This window comes from Streptomyces sp. NPDC001770, assembly GCF_053596135.1.
Genome location: NZ_JBSFFN010000002.1, coordinates 190,168 through 211,601 on the forward strand (window position 1 = coordinate 190,168; position 21,434 = coordinate 211,601).

Here is a 21,434-nt window from a genome sequence, read left to right on the forward strand (position 1 = left end):
ACCGTGGCAAGTGGCAACGCGATCCGGGGAAGCCGGGTCGGAGCGGGGCCGATGGGGGAGGCCGAGCGGGGCGAGTCCGCGCCGCGTCTCCGCATCTCCTTCTGGTGCTCGAACGGGCACGAGACGCAGCCGAGCTTCGCCCATGACGCGCAGGTACCGGAGACCTGGGACTGCCCCCGATGCGGCTTCCCGGCGGGCCAGGACAAGGACAGCCCGCCCGACCCGCCGCGCACGGAACCGTACAAGACGCATCTCGCGTACGTGCGTGAGCGGCGCAGTGACGCGGACGGCGAGGCGATTCTCGCCGAGGCGCTCGCCAAGCTCCGCGGCGAGATCTGAGAACACCCCGCCCGGCTCCCGCGCCCCGAGGTCTGTCCACCACGAATGGTGCGGGACAGCCCTCCGGCGAGAGCCGCCGCCTTTCCGTACCACCCCGTTCACCGGCCGGCCACCCCCTGGGTGCCGGCCGGAACGCTTTTCGCTGCTCGCGAAGCCCCGATCTCCGCCCCCAGCCATGCCCGCGCGGCACCCGCGACCAGGATCAATTAGGTTGGGGGGTGCAGCGGGGAGCAGGTACGAGAAGAATGGGCTGATACCCGGGATGAACGCACAAAGCCGAACCAAGCTCAACCAGACGCCCGAGTGGGCGGCCCTCGGCAAGCACCGCGAGGAGCTGGGCGGGACCCACCTGCGGGAGCTGTTCGCCGAGAACGCGGACCGCGGCGCCGCCTACACCCTCCGGGTGGGCGACCTGCACATCGACTACTCCAAGCAACTGGTGACCGACGAGACGCTGCGTCTGCTGCGGGACCTCGCCGCCACCACCGGGGTCGCCGAGCTGCGGGACGCCATGTTCCGCGGCGACAAGATCAACACCACCGAGGACCGCGCCGTCCTGCACACCGCGCTCCGCGCCCCGCGCGACGCGGTGATCGAGGTCGACGGAGAGAACGTCGTGCCGGCCGTGCACGCGGTCCTGGACAAGATGGCGGGCTTCGCCGACCGGGTCCGCTCGGGCGAGTGGACCGGCCACACCGGCCGCCCCATCAAGAACATCGTCAACATCGGCATCGGCGGCTCCGACCTCGGCCCCGCCATGGCGTACGAGGTGCTGCGCTCCTTCACGGACCGCTCCCTCACCCTCCGCTTCGTCTCCAACGTCGACGGCGCCGACCTCCACGAGGCCGTCCGTGACCTGGACGCCGCCGAGACGCTCTTCATCATCGCCTCGAAGACGTTCACCACCATCGAGACGATCACCAACGCGACCTCCGCCCGCGACTGGCTCCTCACCGAGCTGAAGGCCGGTCAGGACGCCGTCGCCAAGCACTTCGTGGCGCTGTCGACCAACGCCGAGAAGGTGTCGGACTTCGGTATCGACACGGCCAACATGTTCGAGTTCTGGGACTGGGTCGGCGGTCGCTACTCCTACGACTCCGCCATCGGCCTCTCGCTGATGATCGCCGTCGGCCCGGACCGGTTCCGCGAGATGCTCGACGGCTTCCACCTCGTCGACGAGCACTTCCGCACCGCCCCGGCGGAGCGGAACGCCCCCTTGCTGCTGGGCCTGTTGGGCGTCTGGTACGGCCAGTTCTTCGACGCCCAGGCGCACGCGGTACTGCCCTACAGCCACTATCTTTCCAAGTTCACCGCCTACTTGCAGCAGCTGGACATGGAGTCCAACGGCAAGTCCGTGGACCGGGACGGCAATCCGGTCGAGTGGCAGACCGGCCCGGTCGTCTGGGGCACCCCGGGCACCAACGGCCAGCACGCGTACTACCAGTTGATCCACCAGGGCACCAAGGTCATCCCGGCCGACTTCATCGGCTTCGCCTCCCCGGTCGCCGACCTGCTGCCGGGACTCATCGCCCAGCACGACCTGCTGATGGCCAACTTCTTCGCGCAGACCCAGGCGCTCGCCTTCGGCAAGACGCCCGAAGAGGTCCGGGCCGAGGGCGTGCCCGAGGAACTCGTCCCGCACAAGACGTTCCAGGGCAACCACCCCACCACGACGATCCTCGCCGAGAAGCTCACCCCCTCGGTCCTCGGCCAGCTCATCGCGCTGTACGAGCACAAGGTCTTCGTCCAGGGTGCGATCTGGAACATCGACTCCTTCGACCAGTGGGGCGTCGAGCTCGGCAAGGTCCTCGCAAAGAAGATCGAGCCGGTCCTCACCGAGGGCAGCGGCGGCGAGCAGCTGGACAGCTCCACGGCCGCCCTCGTCGCCACCTACCGGTCGCTGCGCGGTCGCTGAACCCGGTGGTCCAGGGTGAGGGGACACCGCGCCTGAGGCCTCCGGCGCACTCGCTCGACCGGCGCGCCGTCGGCTGGTGGCGCGCCCAGTGGCTGCTGCTCACGGCGGCGCCGCTGGCCGTGCTCGGCGTCCTCGCCGCCCTCGTCACCCCGGCCCGGCCGTGGCTGCTGCTCTCCGCGGCGGTCACGGCCGGGCTCGGTGCGTGCTGCGCCGCGTGGCTGCCCCGGTGGTGGTTCCGCACCCACCGCTGGGAGGTCACCGAGGACGCCGTCTACGTCCGCACCGGTCTCTTCCTCCAGGAGTGGCGGATCGCGCCCATGTCGCGCATCCAGACCGTCGACACGGTCCGGGGCCCGCTGGAGCAGCTCTTCGGACTCGCCACGCTCACCGTCACCACCGCCTCCGCCAAGGGGGCGGTACGGATCGCGGGGCTCGGGCACGAACCCGCCGCCGCGCTCGCCGAACGCCTGACCCGCATCACCCGGGACACCCCCGGCGACGCCACATGACGGCCCCGTGCCCACTCCCGGAGGCCCCTCCGGGCGCCCCCGACGACGGCTGGCGCCGTCTCGACCCCCGTACCGCCCTGGTCACCGCGGTCCTCACGGCAGGGGTGGTGGTGGGCACCGCCGTGCCGCTGGCGATGGGGTTCCTCGGCCACTTCGGCGCCGCCCGGGCCGGACTCTGGACGGCCGCCGGGGCCGTCCTGCTGACCGGCTGCGCGGCCCTCGTCGACCACGTCCGCTGGCGCCGCACCCGCTACCGGATCGGCACCGGACACGTCGACCTCCACTCCGGGCTCCTCCTCGTACGACGCCGCTCGCTCGCGCTCGACCGCGTCCGCACCGTGGACCTCACCGCACGCCCGCTGCTGCGGGTCCTCGGCCTGGTCACCGTACGGATCGGCACCGGCGAGCACCGGGACGGCGAATCGACCCTGGAGCTCGATCCCGTCACCCGCGCCGAGGGCGAGCGGCTGCGGCGGCTGCTGCTGGCGCGAGGCGCGACGGCGGACGGCGGCACCGGGGAACGCGACGGCGAACTGGCCGTCCTCGACCCCCGCTGGATCCGCTACGCCCCGGTCTCCTTCGTCGCCCCGATGCTCGGCGGTGCGGCGGCCGGCGGCGTGATGCAGCTCAGTGAGTGGGCCGGCGCGCAGGGCGACGTCATCCACTGGACCGTCGAACTCTTCCGCGCCCTCCCGCTGTTCTGGACGCTCGCCGTCCTCTTCGCGGCGGCCCTCCTCACCGGGGCGGCCGGAGCCCTCGGGCTCTGGACCGAGATGTGGTGGAACTACCGCCTGGAGCGCGAACCCGGCGGCACCCTCAGGGTCCGCCGCGGGCTGCTGACCTCCCGCTCCACCACCGTCGAGGAGGCCCGGCTGCGCGGCGCCGAGCTCGTGGAACCCCTGGGCGTACGGCTGTTCGGTGCCGCCCGGGTGGACGCGATCACCACCGGTCTCGCGCACGACGAGGAGGCCAAGGAGGCCAGCCACAGCACCCTGCTGCCCGCCGTGCCCCGGCCGGTGGCGGACCGGATCGTCGCGGCCGTGCTCCGCGAGGAGTCCGCCCCCACCGCCGCGCCCCTGACCGGTCACCCGCGCGCCGCCCGGGGCCGCCGGCTGCGGCGCGCCCTCGCGGTGGCGCTGGCCCCGGTGGCGCTCCTGGCCACGCTCGGGGCCCTGCTGACGCCCGTCCTGCTGTGGACCGCGCTGGGCTGCGCGGCGGTGGGCGTACCGGTCGCGGTGGCGCTCGCGCTGGACGCGTACCGGAACCTCGGCCACGCCCTGACCGGCCGCCACCTGGTCACCCGCTCCGGCACCGTACGGCGCTCGACGGCGGCCCTGGAGCGGTCCGGGGTGATCGGCTGGACGGTGCGGCAGTCGTACTTCCAGCGGCGGGCGGGACTGCTGGACATCACGGCCACCACGGCCGCCGGAACGGGCGCCTACGCGGTGTACGACACCGGGGCGGGCGAGGGGCTCGCCTTCGCCGCCGAGGCCGTACCGGGGCTGCTGGCGCCGTTCCTGGAGTGGGAGGAGGGTGACCGCCGGGGCCGGTCCCACGCGCCGGTGGGCCGCCCGGACGCCCCGGTCGGTCCGCCGGAACACGCGGGCCCCGTCTGCTGATCCGGCCGGTGAAGCAGGGCGGACCCGTCGTGCGGACCTGGTCCATCGCCCTTGCCCGGTACTGTCACGAACGCCGGGCCGGCCCGGCACCAGGGTTCGGCCGACCATGACACCGGGTGGACTCGGTGTGTCGGCGTACGGAGTGGAGAACGCCATGCCTCGATGGTTCGTCCTGAAGACCGGCGGCGAGACGCCACACTTCGAACAGAGGGTTCATCGGGAATTCGGAGGGGACGAGGGGGAAGCCCTGGCCGAACTGCTGGACAGCGTCGACAACTTCGCGAAGGCGCACACCGAGAAGGGCCGGCGGCGTCAGCGCAGGGAGGTCGGCCGCGTCTCCGACCGGAGCTACTTCGTGCGCGTGCACAACGGGATGCGTGTCGAGCAGGCCCACTTCACTCTCGCCGAAGTCATGGCCGACACGCACGACGACGCCCTTCCCGACAGTGTGAGCGGGCAGCCCGGGGAGCCGGTATAGCTCCCGGTCACGGCGAGGCGGGTATGGCCTCAGCCGTGCGTGGTGTCGATGACGCAGAAGCGGTTGCCCTCGGTGTCGGCGAGCACCACGAAGTCCGGGTCCGGCGGGTAGTGCGGCCAGTCCACCCGGGAGGCGCCGAGGCAGAGCAGGCGGGCCACCTCGCCCTTCTGGTCCTCGGTGTAGACGTCGAGGTGGACGCGCGGCACCTCCTGGACGGGGCTGTCCGGGCCGCTCCGGCCGAGGGAGAGGCCGACGCCGTGGCCCTCGGCCGGGACCAGGACCACCCAGTCCTCCTGCGCGGGCTCGCGCTCCACGTAGGCGAGCGCGGCCTTCCAGAACACCGCGGCCCGACGGACGTCGGACGCTCCCATCACCACGGTGCCGATGCGTGTTTTCGTCATGCGGGCCAGCCTGTCACGCCCGTGGAGAGGGGAGAGGACCCTCTGTATCGTCACCCCTGTCCGAGAGGGGGGCGGGGCCCACGACGCGTTGCCCTCCCCGTACACGCCGAGAAGCACGGAGAGGGCCGGACGGCAGGGCCAAGACCGCTCCTACGGCCAGGCGGTGGGGGCGGGCCCCCACCGACTCCCCTTTCTCCAGGAGCTGGTGGAAGGGCACGACATGCTCCCGATGGACCCGATCCGGGTGCTCCTGCTGGAACACGACGATCCCGGCAACCTGGAACGCCCCGCGGACTTCGACCCGAAGGCGTCGGCGAACAGCTTCACCCTGCTGGTGAGCGCCTTCGAGGAACGATTCGGCCCGTCCTGCTCAAGCGGCCTGGGCCAGGACGCCAGTTTCCACGGCGTCATCGACGTTCCGGCGGACGCGACGGGCCTCGGCCTGCCCCTGCACGCCATGATGAGCAACTTCGGCGGCTACTTCGTCACCGTCCGAGTCGTGGACGACGAGGGCTTCCCCGGCGGCAGAGAGGGGCTGACCGGGGAGCTCACGACGTGGCTCGACGGCGTCTGCGCGGCGATGGGCTGCACCTTCGTCCCGGCCGAACTGCTCCATGAGCCGTACGACGGACCGTCGCGCCTGCCGGCCGCGGTGGACGTGGAGCTGGCGGCGGCGCTCGTGGCCGCGGGCGTGGCCGAAGAGGAAGAGGGCGAGGGGGAGTTGGGGAAGGCGAACTGGTACGACCGGTACTTCGAGTACATGTGAGACGTCCGGCGCCGCGGGCGCCGCCTCACACGGGCGGGCGCGCGCCCGCGCCCGCCGCGTCCGCCACGGCAAGAGGCCCGTTCCCGCTCGTGAGGAGCGGGAACGGGCCTCCGGGCAAAGGCCGGTGACGGTCTCTCAGGAAGAGGCCGGCGGGTAGAGCTCGCGGGGCAGCCGGGAGGCCGCCGCCGCGTCGAGCAGCCAGAGCGTCCGGGCACGGCCGTACGCACCGGCCGCCGGAGCCTGGATCTCCCCGGCGCCGGACAGGGCGATGGCCGCGGCCTCCGCCTTGTCCTCGCCCGCCGCGAGCAGCCACACCTCGCGCGCCGCCCGGATGGCCGGGAGCGTGAGGGTGACCCGGGTGGGCGGCGGCTTGGGGGCGCCGTGCACACCGACGACGGTGCGCTCGGTCTCCCGTACCGCGGGCAGCTCCGGGAAGAGCGAGGCGACATGAGTGTCCGGTCCGACGCCCAGCATCAGCACGTCGAACGTCGGAACGGGCCCGTGGTCCTCCGGACGCGCTGCGGCCGCGAGTTCGGCGGCGTAACCCGCGGCGGCCGCGTCCACGTCGTTCCCGAACGGACCGTCCGACGCCGGCATCGGGTGCACCCGCGCCGGGTCCAGGGCGACCGCGTCCAGCAGGGCCTCACGGGCCTGCGTGACGTTGCGCTCCGGGTCGCCGTCCGGCTCGAACCGCTCGTCGCCCCACCACAGGTCGAGCCGCGACCAGTCGATCGCGTCCCGGGCGGGCGCGGCGGCGAGCGCGGCCAGCAGGCCGTTGCCGTTGCGTCCTCCGGTCAGCACCACCGAGGCGTATCCACGAGCGGCCTGGGCGTCCACGATCTTCGTGATCAGCCGGGCCGCCGCGGCCTGCGCCATCAGTTCCTTGTCGCGGTGCACGACCAGTTGCGGGGCACTCACTTGGACGCCGCCTTCTTGGCCGGGGCGGCCTTCTTCGCGGGAGCGGCGGCCTTCGGCTTCTCAGCCGCCGGCGCCTCCTCCGCAGCCGCTTCCGGAGCCTTCGCGGCTTCCGGAGCCTTCGCGGCTTCCGGAGCCTTCGCGGCTTCCGGAGCGTCCGCGGCGGACGCCGCCGCCTTGACCTCGCCGGGGCCGCTCAGCTTGTCGACGCCGACCTTCACCGTGGTGGCGTAGGTGTTGTCCGGGTCGAGGCGCCGCAGCTCCTCCGCCAGCAGCTCGGCCGTGTCGCGCCGCTTGAGCGCCACACCGCGGTCGGGCTGACCGCTCATGGAGAGGGTGGCCAGCGAGCCGTCCGCACGGTCGAGAACGATCGGGCCGTTCTCCGTCTCCATCCGGACCGCGGTCAGACCGGGTCCCTGCGAGAACGTACGCCCCACCGGGACACCGAGCCGGTCCGTGAGCCACATGGCGAGCAGCTCACAGCTCGGGTTGTCCTTCTCGCCCTCGACGGTCGCCGAGACGACCCGCGCGGACTGCTGGTCCAGCGCCGCGGCCAGCATCGAACGCCACGGCGTGATGCGGGTCCACGTCAGGTCCGTGTCGCCGGGTTCGTACGTCGCCGCGCGGACGGCCAGCTCGTCGAGCGGGTGCTCGGCGGAGTAGGCGTCCGTGATGCGGCGCTGGGCGAGCGCGCCGAGCGGGTCCTTCGCCGGGTCGGCGGGGGCGTCCTCGGCCCACCACACCACGACCGGGGCGTCCGGCAGTAGCAGCGGCAGGACCACCGACTGGGCGTGGTTGGCGAGTTCGCCGTGGAGCCGCAGGACGACCGTCTCACCGGTGCCCGAGTCGGAACCGACCCGGATCTCGGCGTCGAGACGCGCGTCGCGACGGCTGCGCGGCGAGCGGCTGACCCGCTTGATCACCGCGATGATCCGCGAGGGGTGCTCGCGGGAGGAGTCGCTCGCCGCCTTGAGGGCGTCGTAGGCGTTCTCCTCGTCCGTGACGACGACCAGCGTGAGCACCATGCCGATGGCCGGGGTGCCGATGGCACGACGGGCCGAGATCAGCGCGTTGTTGATCTTGCTGGACGTGGTTTCCGTGAGATCGATCTTCATGGCCGGCGCCAGCTCCGTCCGTCGCGTGCGAGCATCTCGTCAGCCTCGGCCGGACCCCAGGTACCGGCCGGGTACTGAGCGGGCTTGCCGTTCTTCTCCCAGTACTCCTCGATCGGGTCGAGGATGTTCCAGGAGAGCTCGACCTCCTGGTGGCGGGGGAAGAGGTTGGCGTCACCGAGCAGCACATCGAGGATGAGCCGCTCGTACGCCTCCGGGCTGGACTCGGTGAAGGACTCGCCGTAGGCGAAGTCCATCGTGACGTCCCGGACCTCCATGGAGGTGCCCGGCACCTTCGAGCCGAACCGCACCGTCACGCCCTCGTCCGGCTGGACGCGGATGACCAGGGCGTTGCCGCCCAGCTCCTCCGTCGCACCGGACTCGAACGGAAGGTACGGGGCGCGCTTGAAGACGACCGCGATCTCCGTGACCCGGCGGCCGAGCCGCTTTCCGGTACGGAGGTAGAACGGGACGCCCGCCCAGCGGCGGTTGTTGACCGTCAGCTTGATCGCCGCGAAGGTGTCGGTCGTCGACGAGGGGTCGATGCCGTCCTCCTCGAGGTAGCCGAGGACCTCCTCGCCGCCCTGCCAGGCGTGGCTGTACTGGCCGCGCACCGTGTGCTTGCCCAGGTCCTCGGGCAGCTCGACGGCGGTGAGCACCTTGAGCTTCTCGGCGACCAGGGCCTTCGGGTGGAAGGAGCCGGGCTCCTCCATCGCGGTGAGCGCCAGCAGCTGGAGCAGGTGGTTCTGGATGACGTCACGGGCGGCGCCGATGCCGTCGTAGTACCCGGCGCGGCCGCCGATGCCGATGTCCTCGGCCATCGTGATCTGGACGTGGTCGACGTACGACCTGTTCCAGATCGGCTCGAACATCGTGTTGGCGAACCGCAGCGCCAGGATGTTCTGGACCGTCTCCTTGCCCAGGTAGTGGTCGATACGGAAGACCTCGTTGGGCGGGAACACGTCGTGCACGAGCTGGTTCAGCTCCTGCGCGCTCTCCAGGTCGTGGCCGAAGGGCTTCTCGATGACGGCACGGCGCCAGGCGCCCTCCGTCTGCTCCGCGAGACCGTGCTTCTTGAGCTGCTCGACGACCTTGGGGAAGAACTTCGGCGGCACGGACAGGTAGAAGGCGAAGTTGCCTCCGGTGCCCTGCGCCTTGTTGAGCTCGTCGATCGTCTCCTTGAGAGTCTCGAACGCGTCGTCGTCGTCGAAGTTGCCGGGCACGAACCGCATGCCCTGGCTCAGCTGCTGCCAGACCTCCTCGCGGAAGGGGGTGCGGGAGTGCTCGGCGACGGCGTCGTGGACGACCTGCGCGAAGTCCTCGTCCTCCCAGTCGCGGCGCGCGAAGCCGATGAGCGAGAAGCCCGGCGGCAGCAGGCCGCGATTGGCCAGGTCGTAAACGGCGGGCATGAGCTTTTTTCTGGACAAATCGCCCGTGACACCGAAGATGACCAGGCCCGACGGCCCCGCGATGCGCGGGAGCCGTCGGTCCTGGGGGTCACGAAGCGGGTTTGCTCCGGGAACACCAGACAAAGTGGTCAGCCCTCCGAAGGAGCGAGGCGCGCGAGCTCCGCCTCGGTCGACTTGAGCAGGTCGTTCCAGGCGGCCTCGAACTTGTCGACGCCCTCGGACTCCAGCAGCGCCACGACATCGTCGTAGCTGACACCGAGCTTCTTGACGGCGTCGAGGTCGGCGCGCGCCTGCTCGTAGCCACCGGTGATGGTGTCGCCGGTGATCCGACCGTGGTCGGCCGCGGCCTCCAGGGTCGCCTCCGGCATGGTGTTGACCGTGTTCGGCGCGACGAGCTCGTCGACGTACAGGGTGTCCTTGAGGGACGGGTCCTTGACGCCGGTGGAGGCCCACAGCGGACGCTGCTTGTTGGCCTGCGCCTTGTCGAGGGCGGCCCAGCGGTCCGAGGAGAAGAGCTCCTCGTACGCCTCGTACGCCAGACGGGCGTTGGCGAGGGCGGCCTTGCCCTTGGCGGACTTCGCCTCGTCGCTGCCGACGGCGTCCAGACGCTTGTCGATCTCGGCGTCCACGCGGGACACGAAGAAGGAGGCGACCGAGTGGATCTTCGACAGGTCCAGGCCCGCGGCCTTCGCCTGCTCCAGACCCGTGATGTACGCGTCCACGACCTCGCGGTAGCGCTCCAGGGAGAAGATCAGCGTCACGTTGACGCTGATGCCCTTCGCGATGACCTCGGTGATCGCCGGCAGGCCGGCCTTGGTCGCCGGGATCTTGATGAGCGTGTTCGGCCGGTCGACCAGCCAGGCCAGCTGCTTGGCCTCGGCGACGGTCGGCGCGGTGTGGTGGGCCAGACGCGGGTCGACCTCGATCGAGACCCGGCCGTCCTGGCCGTCGGTGGCGTCGAAGACCGGACGCAGGATGTCGGCGGCGTCGCGGACGTCGGCCGTCGTGATCATGCGGATGGCTTCCTCGACGGTCACCTTGCGGGACGCCAGGTCCGCGAGCTGCTGCTCGTAACCGTCGCCCGAGGAGATCGCCTTCTGGAAGATCGACGGGTTGGTGGTGACACCGACGACGTGGCTCTGGTCGATCAGCTCGGCGAGGTTGCCGGAGGTGATGCGCTTGCGCGACAGGTCGTCGAGCCAGATCGCGACGCCTTCGTCGGAAAGGCGCTTGAGTGCGTCTGTCATGAAAATTACATCTCCTACTAGATCGTATGTACGCGTCAGCGCGCGGCGGCGTCGAGAGATTCCCGGGCGGCGGCGACCACGTGCTCGGGGGTGAACCCGAACTCGCGGAACAGCACCTTCGCGTCGGCCGAGGCACCGAAGTGCTCCAGCGACACGATGCGGCCCGCGTCGCCCACGTACCGGTACCAGGTCAGGCCGATGCCCGCCTCGACGGCGACCCGGGCCTTCACGGCCTTCGGCAGGACGCTCTCGCGGTACTCCGGGGTCTGCTCCTCGAACCACTCGACGCACGGCATCGAGACGACCCGGGTCGGCACACCGGCCGCCTGGAGCTGCTCGCGCGCCTCGACGGCGAGGTGGACCTCGGAACCGGTGCCGATGAGGACGACCTGCGGCTCGCCGCCGTCGGCCTCGAACAGCACGTACCCGCCCTTGGCGGCGTCGTCGTTCGCCTCGTACGTCGGCACGCCCTGGCGGGTGAGCGCCAGCCCGTGCGGGGCACCCTTGCCGAAGACCTTGGTCCAGCGGCGCTGGATCTCGCGCCAGGCGATGGCGGTCTCGTTGGCGTCGGCCGGGCGCACGACGTTCAGGCCCGGGATGGCACGCAGCGACGCGACGTGCTCGACCGGCTGGTGCGTCGGGCCGTCCTCGCCCAGACCGATGGAGTCGTGCGTCCAGACGTACGTCACCGGCAGGTGCATCAGCGCGGACAGACGGACGGCGTTGCGCATGTAGTCGGAGAACACCAGGAAGGTGCCGCCGTACACGCGGGTGTTGCCGTGCAGCGTGATGCCGTTCATCTCCGCGGCCATGGAGTGCTCGCGGATACCGAAGTGGATCGTGCGGCCGTACGGGTTCGCCTCGGGCAGCGGGTTGCCGGCCGGGAGGAACGACGACGACTTGTCGATCGTGGTGTTGTTCGAGCCGGCGAGGTCGGCGGAGCCGCCCCACAGCTCGGGGATGACCTCACCGAGGGCCTGGAGCACCTTGCCGGACGCGGCGCGGGTGGCGACGGAGGTGCCGGCCTCGAAGACGGGGAGCTTCTCCTCCCAGCCCTCGGGCAGCTCGCCCGCGTCGATCCGGTCGAACTCGGCGGCGCGCTCCGGGTTGGCGGTGCGCCAGGCGGCGAAGGACTTCTCCCACTCGGCCTTGGCGTCGCGGCCGCGGTCCAGCGCCTCACGGGTGTGCGAGAGGACCTCGTCGGAGACCTCGAAGGTCTTCTCCGGGTCGAAGCCGAGGACCCGCTTGGTCGCGGCGATCTCGTCGTCGCCGAGCGCGGAGCCGTGCGCGGCCTCGGTGTTCTGGGCGTTCGGGGCCGGCCAGGCGATGATCGAGCGGGCCGCGATGAACGACGGACGCCCGGTCTCGGCCTTGGCGGCCTGCAGCGCCTCGTACAGACCCGCCGGGTCCAGGTCGCCGCTGGGGAGCTGCTTCACGCGCTGGACGTGCCAGCCGTACGCCTCGTACCGCTTCAGGGTGTCCTCGGAGACCGCGGTCTCCGTGTCGCCCTCGATCGAGATGTGGTTGTCGTCCCAGAGCAGGATCAGGTTGCCGAGCTTCTGGTGCCCGGCCATCGAGGACGCCTCGGCGGAGATGCCCTCCTGGAGGCAGCCGTCGCCGGCGATGACCCAGATGTTGTGGTCGAACGGCGAGGTGCCGGGCGCCGCGTCGGGGTCGAACAGGCCGCGCTCGTAGCGGGCGGCCATGGCCATGCCCACGGCGTTGGCGACACCCTGGCCCAGCGGGCCCGTGGTGGTCTCGACGCCCGTGGTGTGGCCGTACTCCGGGTGGCCCGGGGTCTTCGAACCCCAGGTGCGGAAGGACTTGAGGTCGTCCAGCTCCAGGCCGTAACCGGCCAGGTACAGCTGGATGTACAGAGTCAGGCTGGAGTGGCCCGCGGACAGCACGAAACGGTCGCGGCCCGTCCAGTCGGCGTCCGCGGGGTCGTGCCGCATCACCTTCTGGAAGAGGGTGTACGCGGCCGGAGCCAGGCTCATCGCCGTGCCCGGGTGGCCGTTTCCGACCTTCTGTACGGCGTCGGCTGCGAGAACGCGGACAGTGTCCACGGCCCGCTGGTCCAATTCGGTCCACTGAAGGTCTGTGGTGGTCGGCTTGGTGCTCACCCTGAGTCAGGGCTCCTCTCCACTGTTCGGAAAACCGGGGGCTGGTGACCGCACCGGACGTTGTTGAGCCTACCCCCGTGACAACAAGGGATTTCCGGTTGGATTCCAGGGTGCGCGGCATTGGCGGAGTTCGCCTTTCGTATGAGCGGGACGGCTCACTATTGGGCTTCTCCAATGAGCGTGACCAGGTACTTCTGTGCTTCTCGGCCGAGCGGCGGGCCTCTCGTCCGAGCTTGGTCCGGCGGGCCGCTCGAATGGGTTTCGCTGCCGCTCGTACGTGCCACCCCAACACGAGTCCACCCCCGCGAAGGGCGGCCTGTCCCCAACGTCTACAGTGGTCTGGTTCGCGCAAGTCTTTACTGGGCCCTCACGCCCGGTGCTTGCTGGGATTTCTCTGTCAGGGGTGTGCGTGACGGCCGTCGAGTCCCGACCCGCAGGGGTCGCCTTGACTCCGAGCCCAGTGGGCCATCGCCCGTTCGGGGCCCGCATCAAGGCATTCGTGGCGCTGACGAAGCCACGGATCATCGAGCTGTTGCTCATCACCACCGTTCCGGTGATGTTCCTGGCCGCTCAGGGTGTGCCCGACCTGTGGCTCGTTCTCGCTACCACCGTCGGCGGATACATCTCCGCGGGCGGTGCCAATGCGCTCAACATGTACATCGACCGCGACATCGACGCGTTGATGGACCGCACGTCCCAGCGCCCGCTGGTCACCGGAATGGTGAGCCCGCGCGAGTGCCTGGCCTTCGGGATCGCCCTCGGGGTCGTCTCGACGGTCTGGTTCGGGCTGCTGGTCAACTGGCTCTCCGCAGCGCTCAGCCTCGGCGCGCTCCTCTTCTACGTCGTCGTCTACACGATGCTGCTGAAGCGGCGCACCGCCCAGAACATCGTCTGGGGCGGGATCGCCGGCTGCATGCCGGTCCTCATCGGCTGGTCCTCGGTGACCGACTCGGTCTCCTGGGCCGCGGTCATCCTCTTCGCGGTCATCTTCTTCTGGACGCCCCCGCACTACTGGCCGCTGTCCATGAAGGTGAAGGACGACTACGCCCGCGTCGGCGTCCCGATGCTGCCGGTCATCGCCTCGAACCGGGTCGTCGCCCGCCAGATCGTCATCTACAGCTGGGTGATGGTCGCGGTCTCGCTGCTGCTGACCCCGCTCGGCTACACCGGCTGGTTCTACACCGCGGTGGCACTGCTCTCCGGCGGCTTCTGGCTCTGGGAGGCGCACGGCCTGCAGAACCGGGCCAAGGCCGGGATCGCCGGCGCGAAGCTGAAGGAGATGCGGCTGTTCCACTGGTCCATCACCTACGTCTCGCTCCTCTTCGTCGCCGTCGCGGTGGACCCCTTCCTCCGCTGACCTTCCCGACATCTCCGCCGACGGGCGGGTGACGTGGCCCAGCCCACGTCACCCGCCCGTCGCCCGTTGGCCTACCCATCGGTAGCATCCTGTTCCATGGCAGACATGGCGCAGACGGATGAGACCCAGCGGGTGGACAGCAAGCGCGCGGCCCGCGACGCACGCAGGGCGGCCCGGCTCGCCAAGGAGATCGGTGCCTTCGCCAAGGCGCACGGTGGCGCCGAGGGGCAGCTGGCCTACCTCGGCCAGGCGGGCACCCGGATCGTCCTGGTGGGCGAGGACGGCGGCTGGGGCGATCTGGTGGCCCCCTCGCACGCGGTGGCCGAGAGCGCCGCGGAGAAGTCCGGCCTGACCCTCCACGAGAGCTTCGACGGGGAGTTCGCCGCGAAGGTACGCACCGGCCGGTACGAGTGGACCCGGATGGCGGGCATCCAGGTGGGTGGCCCGGCCAACCGCGACTGACCCGTCCCTCGCACCCGTACGTACGAAAGCCCCCCGGCACCTCAGGGCGCCGGGGGGCTTCGTACGTACGGAGGGCTCAGACGGTCGTCAGCGCCTCGCCGGACCGGGGGAGCGGGGCGCCGTCGACGGTCGCCGGCCGCTCGCGCTGGGAGAGCAGGACCCGCAGGACCCCGATCCACACCAGGCACGCGCCCACCATGTGCAGGCCCACCAGGATCTCCGGGGTGTCCAGGAAGTACTGGACGTACCCGATGACGCCCTGGCCCATCAGCACCAGGAACAGCTCCGCGGCTCGGCGGCGCGGTCCGGGAGGGGCGTCCACGGCCTTCAGCACGAACCAGAGCGCCAGCGTCAGCGCCACCACGACCCAGGCCAGGTCCGCGTGGAGCTGGCTGATCAGCTTCCAGTCGAGCGGGATGCGGTGCACGTCACTGGAGTCGCCCGCGTGCCGGCCCGCGCCGGTCACCACCGTGCCGACGGCGACCAGCAGCCCCGCGGCCACCACGAGGATCCAGGTCAGCTGCGAGACCGCCTTGCCGACCAGCGGCTTCGGCGCGCCGTCACCCTCGCCGACCCGGTGGTGCAGCACCACGGCGACGGTGATCAGGGCGGCGGAGAGCAGGAAGTGCGCGGCCACGCTGTACGGGTTGAGGCCGACCAGCACCACGAACCCGCCGAGCACGGCGTTGCCCATGACCACCCAGAACTGGGCCCAGCCGAGCCGGGTGAGGCTCCGGCGCCGGGGCTTGAGCGCCCGCGCCGCGACGATCGCCCAGCCGACGGCCGCGCAGAGCACGTACGTCAGCATCCGGTTGCCGAACTCGATGACGCCGTGGAAGCCCATCGCGCTGGTCGTCGTGAGGCTGTCCTCGGTGCACTTGGGCCACGTGGGGCAGCCGAGACCGGAACCGGTCAGCCGCACCGCGCCACCGGTGGCGACGATGATCACCGCCATCACGACGGCGGACATGGCGGCACGGCGGACGGTCCGGGGATCCGGAGTCCACCGTTCGGCGATGTACTGGAGCGGGTTCCGCGCGGCTTGAGCGACTTCGGCTCGGGTCAGCTTGGGCACGCGCACCATGGTAGGCGGAAGCTTGTGCAAGCTTTCACGAGGGGGACGAGTCACCCCGAACCGTGACCGGAGTCACCGGTACCGCGCCGCGGCCCGTCACTCCCAGCGGAAGAAGCGCGCCGCCGCGCCGAGCCCCAGCACCGACCAGACGGCGAGGATGCCCAGGTCGCCCCAGGGGATGCCCGCACCGTGCTGGAGCACGTCCCGCAGGCCGTCCGAGAGCGCCGCGATCGGCAGCAGGCCGAGCACCGAGGCCACCGCGTCCGGGAACTTCTCCATCGGCACGATCACCCCGCCGCCGACCAGCAGCAGCAGGAAGACCAGGTTCGCCGCGGCGAGGGTCGCCTCGGCCTTCAGCGTCCCGGCCATCAGCAGGCCCAGGCCCGAGAAGGCGGCGGTTCCCAGCACCAGCAGGAGCAGCACGGCGAGGGGGTTGCCGTGCGGCGACCAGCCCAGCGCGAAGGCGATCACGGTCAGCAGGACCACCTGGAGCACCTCGGTCACCAGGACCGACAGTGTCTTGGAGGTCATCAGCGCCCACCGGGGCAGCGGCGACGCGCCGAGCCGCTTCAGGACGCCGTACCGGCGCTCGAAGCCGGTGGCGATGGCCTGGCCGGTGAACGCGGTGGACATCACGGCCAGCGCCAGGATGCCGGGCGCCAGGAAGTCGACGGGGTCGCCGGCACCGGTGTCCACGATGTCGACCGAGCCGAAGAGCACCAGCAGCAGCGCCGGGATGATCACCGTCAGCAGGAGCTGCTCGCCGTTGCGCAGCAGCATCCGGGTCTCCAGCGCGGTCTGCGCGGCGATCATCCGGGACAGCGGGGCGGCGCCCGGGCGGGGGGCGTACGTACCGGCGCTCATGCGCGCAGCTCCTTGCCGGTGAGTTCCAGGAAGACGTCCTCCAGGGTGTGCCGCTCGACGGCGATGCCGTCCGGCATGACCCCGTGTTGGGCGCACCAGGAGGTGACGGTGGCCAGCAGTTGCGGGTCGATGGTCCCGGAGATGCGGTACGAGCCGGGGACGGGCTCGGCGGCGCCGGAACCGTCCGGCAGCGCCTTGATCAGCGAGCCGAGGTCGAGCCCGGGGCGTCCGGAGAAGCGCAGGGTGTTCTCCGCGCCGCCCCGGCACAGCTCCTCGGGGCTGCCCTGGGCGACGACACGCCCGGCGTCGACGATGGCGACGTCGTCGGCGAGCTCCTCGGCCTCGTCCATGTAGTGGGTGGTGAGCACCGCCGACACGCCGTCCGCGCGCAGCTCGCGCACGAGGTCCCAGGTGGCGCGGCGGGCCTGCGGGTCGAGTCCGGCGGTGGGCTCGTCGAGGAAGACCAGTTCGGGGCGGCCGACGACGGCCATGGCGAGCGCGAGGCGCTGCTGCTGGCCGCCCGAGAGGCGCCGGTAGGCGGTGCGGCCGCAGCTGCCGAGACCGAGGCGTTCGATCAGGGCATCGACGTCGAGCGGGTGCGCGTGGAGCTTCGCCATGTGGCGGAGCATCTCCTCGGCGCGGGCGCCGGAGTAGACGCCGCCGGACTGGAGCATCACGCCGATCCGGGGGCGGAGCCGGGCCGCGTCCGCGACCGGATCGAGCCCCAGCACGCGGACGGTGCCCTCGTCGGGGCGGCGGTAGCCCTCGCAGGTCTCGATCGTGGTGGTCTTGCCGGCGCCGTTGGGGCCGAGGACCGCGGTCACCGTGCCCGCCGCGACGCTCAGATCGAGTCCGTCGACGGCTGTCTTGGCGCCGTACCGCTTCACCAGGCCTTCGACCCGTACGACAGGCTCGTTGCTCATGGCGGGTAAGTCTAAGTCCCGGGGGATCCGGCAACCCCCGCCGGGCCCTGGCGGGGTGGGGATCCCTGGCCAGATTAGGTAACCCTAAGTGACGAACCACACCGTTGATCGTTCCGGACCGTGGTTGTCATGCCGCTCCGAATTACGCAACAATGGCGTTGTGAAATACGTTGGCGAGGCTCCGCAGGAGGAACTCGCGACCGGTGAGCGCCCGACGCGCAACCGGATCGCGCGCTCCATCCTGGACCACGGCCCCTCCACCGCCGCCGACCTCGCGAAGCGGCTCGGACTCACCCAGGCCGCCGTCCGGCGTCACCTGGACGCCCTCGCCTGCGACGGAGTCGTCGAACCCCGCGAGCAGCGGGTGTACGGCGCACGGACCCGCGGCCGGCCCGCCAAGGTGTTCGCGCTGACGGACAGCGGCCGGGACGCCTTCGACCAGTCGTACGACAAGCTCGCGGCCGAGGCGCTGCGCTGGATCGCCGAGACCGCGGGTGACGAGGCGGTCGTCGCGTTCGCCCGTTCCCGGATGACCGCACAGGCGGAGAAGTACCGCGCGGCGGTCGAAGCCGCCGCCCCCGAGGACCGGACAGCGGCCCTGGCCAGGGCCTTGTCCGCGGACGGGTACGCTGCTACGGCGCGCAGCGCGCCGGGTCCGCAGCAGGCCGAGCAGCTCTGCCAGCACCACTGCCCGGTGGCGCACGTCGCCGAGCAGTTCCCGCAGCTGTGCGAGGCGGAGACGGAATTCTTCTCCGAGCTGCTCGGGACCCACGTACAGCGTCTGGCCACCCTCGCCCACGGCGACGGCGTGTGCACGACGTATGTCCCCAAGGGCGGCCCGGGCGGCGGTACCACCGACGCCGGCGCGCCCCCACAGACCACCACCACCTCAGTATCAGCAAGCACTGCCGGGAGGAACCCCGCATGACGCTCCCTACGGAGACTGCCCACCCCGAACTCGAGGGCCTGGGTACGTACGAATTCGGCTGGGCCGACTCCGACGCGGCAGGCGCGGCGGCCAAGCGCGGCCTCTCGGAAGATGTCGTCCGTGACATCTCGGCCAAGAAGAACGAGCCCGAGTGGATGCTGAAGCTCCGCCTCAAGGGCCTCAAGCTCTTCGGCAAGAAGCCCATGCCGAACTGGGGCTCGGACCTGTCGGGCATCGACTTCGACAACATCAAGTACTTCGTGCGGTCCACCGAGAAGCAGGCGGAGTCCTGGGAGGACCTGCCCGAGGACATCAAGAACACGTACGACAAGCTCGGCATCCCGGAGGCGGAGAAGCAGCGCCTCGTCGCCGGTGTCGCCGCGCAGTACGAGTCCGAGGTCGTCTACCACCAGATCCGTGAGGACCTGGAGGAGCAGGGCGTCATCTTCCTCGACACGGACACCGCGCTGAAGCAGCACCCGGAGCTCTTCAAGGAGTACTTCGGCACCGTCATCCCGGTCGGCGACAACAAGTTCGCCTCGCTGAACACGGCCGTGTGGTCCGGTGGCTCGTTCATCTACGTGCCCAAGGGCGTCCACGTCGACATCCCGCTCCAGGCCTACTTCCGTATCAACACGGAGAACATGGGCCAGTTCGAGCGGACGCTGATCATCGTCGACGAGGACGCGTACGTCCACTACGTCGAGGGCTGCACCGCGCCGATCTACTCCTCGGACTCGCTGCACAGCGCCGTGGTCGAGATCATCGTGAAGAAGGGCGGCCGCTGCCGCTACACGACCATCCAGAACTGGTCGAACAACGTCTACAACCTGGTCACCAAGCGCGCCGTGGCGTACGAGGGCGCGACCATGGAGTGGGTCGACGGCAACATCGGCTCCAAGGTCACCATGAAGTACCCGGCCGTCTACCTCATGGGCGAGCACGCCAAGGGCGAGACGCTCTCCATCGCCTTCGCGGGCGAGGGCCAGCACCAGGACGCCGGCGCCAAGATGGTCCACATGGCCCCGAACACCTCGTCCAACATCGTCTCCAAGTCGGTGGCGCGAGGCGGCGGCCGCACCTCCTACCGCGGCCTCATCGAGATCGGCGAGGGCGCGCCGGGTGCGAAGTCCAACGTGCTCTGCGACGCGCTGCTCGTCGACACGATCTCGCGCTCCGACACCTACCCGTACGTCGACGTCCGCGAGGACGACGTGTCGATGGGCCACGAGGCGACCGTCTCCAAGGTCTCCGAGGACCAGCTCTTCTACCTGATGAGCCGCGGACTCACCGAGTTCGAAGCCATGGCGATGATCGTGCGCGGGTTCGTCGAGCCGATCGCCAAGGAGCTCCCGATGGAGTACGCCCTGGAGCTGAACCGGCTGATCGAGCTGCAGATGGAGGGCTCGGTCGGCTGATACGGCCACCCCGCCGTACACCCGTCCGAACCCCCTACGTCTTGACTTAAGAAAGCGAGCACTACGACAGCCATGGCTGAGGCTCAGAATTCCCCGGTGGGCTCCACCACCGCCGGTTCCATCGCGGTGGCCGCCGAGTCGACCGTCGCCACGCGCATGAGCGCCCCGCCCTCCTTCGACGTGGCGGACTTCCCGGTCCCGCACGGCCGCGAGGAGGAGTGGCGCTTCACGCCGCTGGAGCGCCTGCGTGGGCTGCACGACGGCACCGCGGTGGCGAACGGCGGCGGCGTGAAGGTCGCCGTCGAGGCGCCCGAGGGCGTCACGGTGGAGACCGTGGGCCGCGACGACGCCCGGCTCGGCCGGGCCGGTGTCCCGGTGGACCGGGTCGCCGCCCAGGCGTACTCCGCGTTCACGCAGGCGTCGGTCGTCACGGTCGCGAAGGAGGCCGTGCTCACCGAGCCGGTCCGCATCGCGGTGCACGGCGAGGGCGGCACCTCCTACGGCCACCTGCTCGTCGAGGTCGGCGCCTTCGCCGAGGCGGTCGTGGTCATCGACCACACCGGTGACGCGGTGCTCGCCGCCAACGTGGACTACGTCCTCGGCGACGGCGCGAAGCTCACCGTCGTCTCCGTCCAGGACTGGGACGACACCGCGGTCCACGTCGGCCAGCACAACGCGCTGATCGGCCGCGACGCCTCGTTCAAGTCCGTCGTCGTCACCTTCGGCGGCGACCTGGTCCGGCTGCACCCCCGGGTCGCGTACGCCGGCACCGGTGGCGAGGCCGAGCTGTTCGGTCTGTACTTCACGGACAAGGGCCAGCACCAGGAGCACCGCCTCCTGGTCGACCACAACACCCCGCACTGCAAGTCCAACGCGGTGTACAAGGGCGCCCTCCAGGGCGACGGGGCCCACGCGGTCTGGATCGGGGACGTCCTCATCCAGGCCAAGGCCGAAGGCACCGACACCTACGAGATGAACCGCAACCTGGTTCTGACCGACGGTGCCCGCGTCGACTCGGTGCCGAACCTGGAGATCGAGACCGGCGAGATCGTCGGCGCCGGCCACGCCTCGGCCACCGGCCGTTTCGACGACGAGCAGCTGTTCTACCTCCAGTCCCGCGGTATCCCGGCCGAGGAGGCCCGCCGGCTCGTCGTGCGCGGCTTCTTCGCCGAGCTGGTCCAGCAGATCGGCCTGCCGGACGTCGAGGCGCGCCTGCTCGACAAGATCGAGGCAGAGCTGAAGGCGTCCGTCTGATGGCGTTCGTCAAGGTGTGCGCGCTGAGCGAGCTGGAGGACGACACCCCGAAGCGGGTGGAGCTCGAAGGCACCGCCGTCTCGGTCGTCCGTACCGAGGGCGAGGTGTTCGCCATCAACGACGTCTGCTCGCACGCCAATGTGTCGCTGTCGGAGGGCGAGGTGGAGGACTGCATGATCGAGTGCTGGCTGCACGGCTCGTCCTTCGACCTGCGCACCGGCAAGCCGTCCGGCCTTCCCGCGACGCGCCCCGTCCCCGTTTACCCCGTAAAGATCGAAGGGGACGATGTGCTCGTCTCCGTCACCCAGGAGTCCTGAGTC

General features: G+C 70.7%; 21 protein-coding genes. 12 read left to right on the plus strand and 9 right to left on the minus strand.

Annotated elements, in window-relative coordinates:
• Positions 1-3 precede the first annotated feature (3 nt).
• From ACWCSV_RS03165 to ACWCSV_RS03185, 5 genes are all read left to right on the plus strand, one after another.
• Positions 4-339 (plus strand): RNA polymerase-binding protein RbpA, encoded by a 336-nt coding sequence (locus ACWCSV_RS03165; protein ID WP_266703170.1) that lies wholly within the window; start codon positions 4-6, stop codon positions 337-339.
• A gap of 262 nt (positions 340-601) precedes the next feature.
• Entirely contained in the window at positions 602-2,254 is a 1,653-nt protein-coding gene (gene pgi, locus ACWCSV_RS03170) for a glucose-6-phosphate isomerase (protein ID WP_451138105.1), read from the plus strand.
• Between the two features lie 5 nt (positions 2,255-2,259).
• A complete protein-coding gene (locus ACWCSV_RS03175; RefSeq protein ID WP_386889309.1) occupies positions 2,260-2,763 on the plus strand; it encodes a PH domain-containing protein in 504 nt (167 codons plus the stop codon).
• On the plus strand, positions 2,760-4,382 hold the full coding sequence (locus tag ACWCSV_RS03180) for a PH domain-containing protein (RefSeq protein ID WP_451138106.1): 1,623 nt from the start codon (positions 2,760-2,762) through the stop codon (positions 4,380-4,382). The genes ACWCSV_RS03175 and ACWCSV_RS03180 overlap by 4 nt, the downstream gene beginning before the upstream one ends.
• A gap of 154 nt (positions 4,383-4,536) precedes the next feature.
• On the plus strand, positions 4,537-4,860 hold the full coding sequence (locus ACWCSV_RS03185; RefSeq protein ID WP_451138107.1) for a hypothetical protein: 324 nt from the start codon (positions 4,537-4,539) through the stop codon (positions 4,858-4,860).
• A gap of 29 nt (positions 4,861-4,889) precedes the next feature.
• Here ACWCSV_RS03185 and ACWCSV_RS03190 read toward each other — a convergent pair whose 3' ends face one another.
• A complete protein-coding gene (locus ACWCSV_RS03190) occupies positions 4,890-5,261 on the minus strand; it encodes a VOC family protein (RefSeq protein WP_451138108.1) in 372 nt (123 codons plus the stop codon).
• Between the two features lie 205 nt (positions 5,262-5,466).
• Here ACWCSV_RS03190 and ACWCSV_RS03195 point away from each other — a divergent pair, with 205 nt between their 5' ends.
• Positions 5,467-6,027 (plus strand): hypothetical protein, encoded by a 561-nt coding sequence (locus ACWCSV_RS03195; protein WP_451138109.1) that lies wholly within the window; start codon positions 5,467-5,469, stop codon positions 6,025-6,027.
• Positions 6,028-6,162: 135 nt separating this feature from the next.
• On the opposite strand, the gene pgl is transcribed toward ACWCSV_RS03195, so the two are convergent.
• Genes pgl through tkt form a run of 5 tightly spaced genes read right to left on the minus strand, consistent with a single transcriptional unit; the run spans position 6,163 to position 12,833 of the window.
• Positions 6,163-6,945, minus strand: coding sequence for a 6-phosphogluconolactonase (gene pgl / locus ACWCSV_RS03200; RefSeq protein ID WP_358759858.1), 783 nt, complete (start codon positions 6,943-6,945; stop codon positions 6,163-6,165).
• Positions 6,942-8,057, minus strand: a complete 1,116-nt coding sequence (gene opcA / locus ACWCSV_RS03205; RefSeq protein WP_451138110.1) for a glucose-6-phosphate dehydrogenase assembly protein OpcA — start codon at positions 8,055-8,057, stop codon at positions 6,942-6,944. Before opcA ends, pgl begins: the two co-directional genes overlap by 4 nt.
• Complete coding sequence (gene zwf, locus ACWCSV_RS03210) at positions 8,054-9,586, minus strand: glucose-6-phosphate dehydrogenase (protein ID WP_451138111.1); 1,533 nt, start codon at positions 9,584-9,586, stop codon at positions 8,054-8,056. The genes opcA and zwf overlap by 4 nt, the downstream gene beginning before the upstream one ends.
• 5 nt (positions 9,587-9,591) lie before the next feature.
• A complete protein-coding gene (gene tal, locus ACWCSV_RS03215; RefSeq protein WP_451138112.1) occupies positions 9,592-10,710 on the minus strand; it encodes a transaldolase in 1,119 nt (372 codons plus the stop codon).
• Positions 10,711-10,745: 35 nt separating this feature from the next.
• The gene (tkt, locus tag ACWCSV_RS03220; protein ID WP_451138113.1) at positions 10,746-12,833 is read right to left on the minus strand and encodes a transketolase; all 2,088 of its coding nucleotides are present in this window, start codon (positions 12,831-12,833) and stop codon (positions 10,746-10,748) included.
• 403 nt (positions 12,834-13,236) lie between these two features.
• Between tkt and ACWCSV_RS03225 the strand changes: the two genes are divergently transcribed.
• Together ACWCSV_RS03225 and ACWCSV_RS03230 are read left to right on the plus strand one after the other, a co-directional pair.
• Complete coding sequence (locus tag ACWCSV_RS03225) at positions 13,237-14,190, plus strand: heme o synthase (RefSeq protein ID WP_451138114.1); 954 nt, start codon at positions 13,237-13,239, stop codon at positions 14,188-14,190.
• Between the two features lie 105 nt (positions 14,191-14,295).
• Positions 14,296-14,652, plus strand: a complete 357-nt coding sequence (locus ACWCSV_RS03230) for a hypothetical protein (protein ID WP_451138115.1) — start codon at positions 14,296-14,298, stop codon at positions 14,650-14,652.
• Between the two features lie 76 nt (positions 14,653-14,728).
• Here the strand turns inward: ACWCSV_RS03230 and ACWCSV_RS03235 are convergent, their stop codons facing one another.
• The 3 genes from ACWCSV_RS03235 to ACWCSV_RS03245 form a co-directional block, all read right to left on the minus strand.
• Entirely contained in the window at positions 14,729-15,736 is a 1,008-nt protein-coding gene (locus tag ACWCSV_RS03235; protein WP_451138116.1) for a COX15/CtaA family protein, read from the minus strand.
• 87 nt (positions 15,737-15,823) lie between these two features.
• Positions 15,824-16,591 carry an ABC transporter permease gene (locus tag ACWCSV_RS03240; protein ID WP_451138117.1) on the minus strand — a complete coding sequence of 256 codons (768 nt, stop codon included), beginning with the start codon at positions 16,589-16,591 and terminating at the stop codon, positions 15,824-15,826.
• Complete coding sequence (locus ACWCSV_RS03245) at positions 16,588-17,514, minus strand: ABC transporter ATP-binding protein (protein WP_451138118.1); 927 nt, start codon at positions 17,512-17,514, stop codon at positions 16,588-16,590. Before ACWCSV_RS03245 ends, ACWCSV_RS03240 begins: the two co-directional genes overlap by 4 nt.
• A 160-nt stretch (positions 17,515-17,674) precedes the next feature.
• Here ACWCSV_RS03245 and ACWCSV_RS03250 point away from each other — a divergent pair, with 160 nt between their 5' ends.
• From ACWCSV_RS03250 to ACWCSV_RS03265, 4 genes are all read left to right on the plus strand, one after another.
• Entirely contained in the window at positions 17,675-18,442 is a 768-nt protein-coding gene (locus ACWCSV_RS03250; RefSeq protein WP_451138119.1) for a helix-turn-helix transcriptional regulator, read from the plus strand.
• The gene (sufB, locus tag ACWCSV_RS03255) at positions 18,439-19,860 is read left to right on the plus strand and encodes a Fe-S cluster assembly protein SufB (protein WP_451138120.1); all 1,422 of its coding nucleotides are present in this window, start codon (positions 18,439-18,441) and stop codon (positions 19,858-19,860) included. The genes ACWCSV_RS03250 and sufB overlap by 4 nt, the downstream gene beginning before the upstream one ends.
• A gap of 72 nt (positions 19,861-19,932) precedes the next feature.
• Positions 19,933-21,114, plus strand: a complete 1,182-nt coding sequence (sufD, locus tag ACWCSV_RS03260) for a Fe-S cluster assembly protein SufD (RefSeq protein ID WP_266703130.1) — start codon at positions 19,933-19,935, stop codon at positions 21,112-21,114.
• The gene (locus ACWCSV_RS03265; RefSeq protein ID WP_451138121.1) at positions 21,114-21,431 is read left to right on the plus strand and encodes a bifunctional 3-phenylpropionate/cinnamic acid dioxygenase ferredoxin subunit; all 318 of its coding nucleotides are present in this window, start codon (positions 21,114-21,116) and stop codon (positions 21,429-21,431) included. Before sufD ends, ACWCSV_RS03265 begins: the two co-directional genes overlap by 1 nt.
• Positions 21,432-21,434 lie beyond the last annotated feature (3 nt).